Source organism: Paenibacillus cisolokensis (assembly GCF_018403665.1).
Classification (GTDB): domain Bacteria; phylum Bacillota; class Bacilli; order Paenibacillales; family Paenibacillaceae; genus Paenibacillus_AH; species Paenibacillus_AH cisolokensis.
Genome location: NZ_BOVJ01000214.1, coordinates 1 through 5,592, shown reverse-complemented (window position 1 = coordinate 5,592; position 5,592 = coordinate 1). Strand labels below are relative to the sequence as shown.

Here is a 5,592-nt window from a genome sequence, read left to right as displayed (position 1 = left end):
GCCGCATAAAGCGAACGTTCGCTTTATGCGGCTGGAAGCGGCCGTTCCTTCCTCCGCCCCGTCTCTGGTTATCCGGAGCCCGTGTCCGAAACGAGCGTGACAATCTTTTGCAGCCGGATATGTTCGTTCCGGGCGAGCCCCGACCGAAAATAAGCGAATAAATAGGCCGCTTCCGCGAAGGTCAGGCCGGGATAGACGACGATCTGCTGATGGGTGAACGGATTGTCGATCAGCACCTGCCATTCCCCTTCCCGTTCCCGGACCGGTATGCGGCTGTACACGATGCTTTTATATGCAATAATCGACTGGTATTCGTCCCAGATCCGTTCCCAGGAAGGGCTTACGGTTCCCGGCTCGGGCAGCGCGATTCGCGCCAGGTCAAGCAGCGCTTCCGCTTCCGGCGTCTCGTCGTCGGTATATTGCTTCAAATAATCGCGAAACTCCTCCAGAAAACGGCGCACGGCGCTGAAGCCGCAGCGGGCGAGCCGTTCGCCGAAGCCGGCCGCCTCCCCCACCGAGCCGATCGTCCGGAACCGGTCGAATACGCCTGAATCGGGACGCGGTATGGATTCCATTCGAATGCGCTCCTCCTTGCACATTGTGCTTGGCGCCGCATTGCGGCATGACGGGTTGATATGCGTTATTCCGATATGTAAACTTATGGCCGTTCGAACGATACTTGAATGGAGCCGTCGCGCTCGAGAACGACCGTACGCGCATCGTTATTGTTCAGCTTGACATTCATCAGCTTGACGCGGCTTTCGGTGACTTCAACGGTTTCCCACGAAGAGATGTCGTCGTATCCGCATTCGCTTAACCGCGCTTCCGATTCCCGCTCGGCGTCTTCGCCGGTTTCCCACCACAGTACGCCATAGTACGGCAAATCGTATACGTTGCGCTGCCACGCCGCGACGATAACGCCGCTCTCCCGATGACGGCAAACGAATGGCATGCTCTCCCCTCCTCGCACAAAACAGACGCAATCTCGCCTTGCGGGATTGCGTCTGCCCGATTGCTTGTTCCGGTACGGAACGATCCGGCTTACAAATACGGGTTGTCGTGCTTCGCCTTCAGCCGGCTCCAGCGCCGCTCCACTTCGTCCTCGAACGCCCGCAGCGCTTCGGCGTACTCGGGACGCGTCATATGCTTGGTCTTGCCCATATTTTTCAGCCAGTCCGCCAGCGGAATGCGCTTCCCTTTCTCCTCCGGATTGTACGTAATCGTCGTCACGCCATGCTCCACCTCGTACAGCGGAAAGAAGCACGAATTGACCGCATCGTCGATGAGCGTCTGCCCGATCTTCTCCTCCGACAGCCAGTTGAGCGGACAGGTGATTAATATTTTGCCGTAGACGAGCCCTTCGTTCTGCGCGTAATATTGCGCCTTCGCCGCCTTGCGCAGCAAGTCCTGGGGCGCCGATTCCGAGCCGGTGAACACGTACGGAATATTGGTTGCCGCCATAATTTGCGCCGTATCCTTGTGGTGAAACAGCTTGCCGCCCTGATGCTTGCCGACGTTGGACGTCGACGTCCGGTGGCCGAGCGGCGTCGAATACGACAGCTGTGCGCCCGTATTCATATAGCCTTCGTTATCGTATTCGAGAATAATCATCTTATGATTGCGCAGCGCGCTGCCGATCGCCGGACCCATCCCGATGTCCATGCCGCCGTCGCCGGTAATCATCACGAACGTGAAGTCGTCCTTCAGCCCAAGGTCGTCCAGCTCGCCGCGCCGCTTGCGCTCCCAGAACATCTCCACGACGCCGGACAGCGTTGCCGCCCCGTTCTGGAACAAATTGTGAATATAGGTCGCCTTGTGGGACGAGTACGGAAAACCGGTCGTGACGACCATTGCGCAGCCGGTCTGATAAAGCGCGACGATGTCGCCTTCGATGCCTTTGAAGAACAGCTCGAGTCCGGAGAAGATGCCGCAGCCCGGGCAGGCGCCGTGGCCCGGTGCAAGCCGCTTCGGCTTCTTCGTCAGCTGGCGGACCGGGGGAACGCGCACTTTCAGCTTGCCGGTCGTCTCGTCCTTGTCGACCGTGACGAGTCCGGTCTTCAAATCTTCGTAGCGCAGCGGTTCCAGCACCCGCTTCGGCGCCAGCGCCGGGTCGCCCGGCGTATGGCCGTAGTAGTCGAACGGCTTGTCGACCTTGCCGGTTTCCGCGGCCTCGATCGCCAGCCGGAAGAAATGATGCCCGTCCTCGGCGTAGAAGTCTTTGCCGCCCAATCCGTATACACGGCTGATGACGAGCGTGTCCTTCACGCCGTGCGAGAACAGCGCCGCCTTCACCTCATTCGTCATATTGCCGCCGTGCCCGCCGTACGAATCGGCCCGGTCGCCGACGGTGACGGCTTTGACGCCGCGCAGCGCCTCGGCGATTTCCTTCTGCGGGAACGGGCGTATCATGTTGGGCGCGATCGATCCGGCTTTGATTCCCTGCTTGCGCAGCTGGTCGACGACATCTTTTATAATTTCCGACGCGGAATTCATCAGGAAGACGGCCACTTCCGCATCCTCCATCCGGTACAGATCGAGCAGCGGATAGTCGCGGCCGGTCAGAACGGCATATTCCTTGCGGATGCGGTCGTACACGTCCGCCGCCCTGTACATCGCCATCGACTGCTGATAGCAGTTGTTGATATAGTCCGGCTCGTTCATGTACGGCCCGACCGTAATCGGGTTGTTCCGGTCGAGCACATGCGCGAATCCTTCCGGCGGCCGCTCGCCGACGAAAGCCAGCACGTCCGCACGGTCCGCGAACGTCTGCACGCGCCGCTTCTGATGGGAGGTGAAATAGCCGTCCGACGCCACCAGCACCGGCAGCCGCACCTCCGGGTCCTCAGCCAGCTTGAGCGCCATGATGTTCATGTCGTATACGGCCTGAGGATCGCGGCACATCAGAATCGGCCAGCCCGTATTGAGCGCAAAATACAGGTCCGAATGATCGCCATGAATGTCGAGCGGCCCGGACACGGAGCGGCAGACGAGGTTCATGACCATCGGAAACCGCGTACCGGACTGCACCGGCATTTGCTCCAGCATGTACAGGTAGCCGTTCGAGCTGGTCGCGTTGAATACGCGGCCGCCTGCGACCGACGCGCCGTAGCATATTCCCGCCGAGCCGTGCTCGCCGTCGGCGGGAATCAGCTTGATGTCATGCTGGCCGTTCGCTTTCATCAAATCGAGAAACTGCGCCACTTCCGTCGACGGCGAAATCGGAAAATAGCCCATGATGTGATAGTTGATCTGATGCGCCGCGTACGCCGCCATTTCGTTGCCGGATTCGTACACCATCCGCTGCGGGACGGTACCCCGGCTCGCTTCCTTGTCGATCTCGATGGCCATTGCATAATCACCCCGATTCATGAACTCGCATCAGTTTGCCATTGGGAAACGATGCGGCACCCGATTCGCTTCGCCGTAGCCATCCGTTTCGCGTTCCGACATGAGCGCCTCGGTCGGACAGGCGACGACGCATTTCAGACAGCCTTTGCAGTATTGATAATCGATGCCTTGCAGAAACATCTGAAGCCTTCCTCTCTTGTCCGGCCGTTCCTCCCAGACGAAGCAGAAATCCGGGCAGGCCGTATCGCATGCCGCGCAATGAATGCACTTCTCCTCATCGAAATGCGGCATCATGCCTTGGCGGGAAATACTCAAGTCTTTCAGCACGCTGTTGCCCGGATTGACGATCATGCCGCCGAGCGGCTGCGTCTCGTAGCCGAGCACCGGGATGTCCCAGCGGGTCGGCAACGGCATCTCGGCGCCTTCCGGAAGCGCGAACGTCCGAAAGCGGACTTCGTCATACCCCCGCTGGAACGTGCGCAGCGCCGGCTCGACCGCCTGCGGATATTTCTTCTCCAGCGACTTCCGGATAATTCCTTTCATATGCTCGAAATCGAGAAAGTCGCACAGCCGGAACAAGCCGCCGAGCATCCCCATGTTGACCCTGTTATGCTCTTCCAGGGCAATGCCGGTTGCGTCGACGACCGCAATCGTGCCGCCCTGCAGCTTCAGCTTTTCCTTCAATTGCTCAGGTGTTTTCGCGGAGTTGACAAGGACGACGCTGTCTTCGTAGATGCCGCTGATCACATTGACGGTTTTGGACAAATTCTCGTGAAAGATGCCGACGATATGCGGACGCTCTACCGGCGTCGTATCGCGGATGTTCGTCCCTATATCGCAAAACCGGATGTGCGCCTTGACCGGCGAACCTTTCTTCTCCGAGCCGTAGGATGAAAAGCTGACGCCGTTGAAACCGCTTCCAACAACGCCTGCTTCCGCAAGCATCTTCCCTGCCAGATTGGCTCCGAGCCCGCCAATCGATTCCAGCCGGATTTCAAAGAAGCCGAGATCGTTCCGTTTCGGAAGAACCGCCACCTTCTCCCTCTCCCTTCCCGATTTCCATTATCGAATTTTTCATAATTGTCATAATTTTTACAATTTTGAGTATACCAGTTTCCAAGCCATTCGCATAGTGTTATCCATAATGATATATGCGTCCTGTACCGGTTTTGTACCCCTTTCTTTCCCGCCGCGTCTTCAGGGCCAAAAAAAACGGCGGCTTCCGCATGGCGAAAGCGCCGTTTGCACGGGCAGACCGGCCGTATGCGTGCGTATGCGTGGCCGGATGCGCCGGGCTACAGGTTGCGCAGCCCCCTCTGCACGTTCTGCAGATCTTTCCAGCGAATCAGAATGATGCCTTCCTCACGGATCGTCTCCTGCACTTCGGGATCGCGGAACAGATCCATCTCCATTCCCCGCTTGTCCGGCTGGCCGTGGAAGGCGCGCAGCTCGTCGGTAACCGGCGAAGGATGAATGATAATTTCCGATACGCCCGGCCGCAAGCTCCGCAGCAGCGCCTGCATGTCGGATTTCAGCGAGGAATACGTCTCGCCTTCCGCCATTCCGAACGGCAAACCGAGCAAATAATCGAGCACAAGCACGCCTTTCGCATTCGCTTCGTCGGCCCGCTTGCGCGCCAAATCCGCCATCTCCGGCGGCGCTACCTGGCCGTTCTCCTGCAGCAAATACCGGGGCAGCCGGAACGGCAGCCCGTATTGGGCGCACACGTCGAATACGATATCGAGAAAATCGCGTCCGGTCGCCAGTCCGTACAAGCTGCCCATATGGTTGTCCGCATGGGACGGCTTCATGCCGAGACGAAGCGCCATCTCGATTTGGGCGACCAGCTCCTCGCGCACCTGCTCGGGGTCGGCCTGCGTTTCGAACGTTTTCGTATCTTTCGGGAAGTATCCTTCCTCCGTCACGAGCGTATCCGTCGGATGCGTCCGGCAGACGGGCCCCCATTTGTAGTGATCCCATTCGCTCGTCAGCGTCAGATGTACGCCGACGTCGAACTGCGGATGCCGGGCGCTCCACAGCGCCGCCTCGCGCGCCCAGCCGCACGGCATCATCAGCGTCGCCGACGAGACGACGCCGCCTTCCAGCAGCTTCTGGATGCCGACATTCGTCGTATGACATACGCCGAAATCATCCGCGTTAATGATCAGCAGTCTGTCCTGCTCCCCGTAGCCAAGCAATTTCGCCACATTCATCGAGAACCCCACCTTGTATGCTAAGAGCAGC

Annotated in this window: 5 protein-coding genes; all 5 read right to left on the bottom strand. The window is 59.0% G+C overall.

The annotated features are described in order from the left end of the window. Positions 1-68 precede the first annotated feature (68 nt). The gene (locus PACILC2_RS24275; RefSeq protein WP_213531441.1) at positions 69-575 is read right to left on the bottom strand and encodes a hypothetical protein; all 507 of its coding nucleotides are present in this window, start codon (positions 573-575) and stop codon (positions 69-71) included. Between the two features lie 83 nt (positions 576-658). Continuing rightward, positions 659-952 carry a hypothetical protein gene (locus PACILC2_RS24270; RefSeq protein ID WP_062492988.1) on the bottom strand — a complete coding sequence of 98 codons (294 nt, stop codon included), beginning with the start codon at positions 950-952 and terminating at the stop codon, positions 659-661. Between the two features lie 89 nt (positions 953-1,041). Next, entirely contained in the window at positions 1,042-3,348 is a 2,307-nt protein-coding gene (locus PACILC2_RS24265) for a thiamine pyrophosphate-dependent enzyme (RefSeq protein WP_062492987.1), read from the bottom strand. Between the two features lie 30 nt (positions 3,349-3,378). Continuing rightward, positions 3,379-4,383 carry a 2-oxoacid:acceptor oxidoreductase family protein gene (locus tag PACILC2_RS24260; RefSeq protein WP_062492986.1) on the bottom strand — a complete coding sequence of 335 codons (1,005 nt, stop codon included), beginning with the start codon at positions 4,381-4,383 and terminating at the stop codon, positions 3,379-3,381. 260 nt (positions 4,384-4,643) lie between these two features. Then, on the bottom strand, positions 4,644-5,592 hold a 949-nt coding region (locus PACILC2_RS24255; RefSeq protein ID WP_307860707.1), incomplete at its 5' end, for a polysaccharide deacetylase family protein.

Coding starts and splice junctions, on each gene's coding strand:
- PACILC2_RS24265 (WP_062492987.1), bottom strand. CDS start 3,348: ATGGCCATCGAGATCGACAAGGAAGCGAGCCGGGGTACCGTCCCGCAG.
- PACILC2_RS24275 (WP_213531441.1), bottom strand. CDS start 575: ATGGAATCCATACCGCGTCCCGATTCAGGCGTATTCGACCGGTTCCGG.
- PACILC2_RS24270 (WP_062492988.1), bottom strand. CDS start 952: ATGCCATTCGTTTGCCGTCATCGGGAGAGCGGCGTTATCGTCGCGGCG.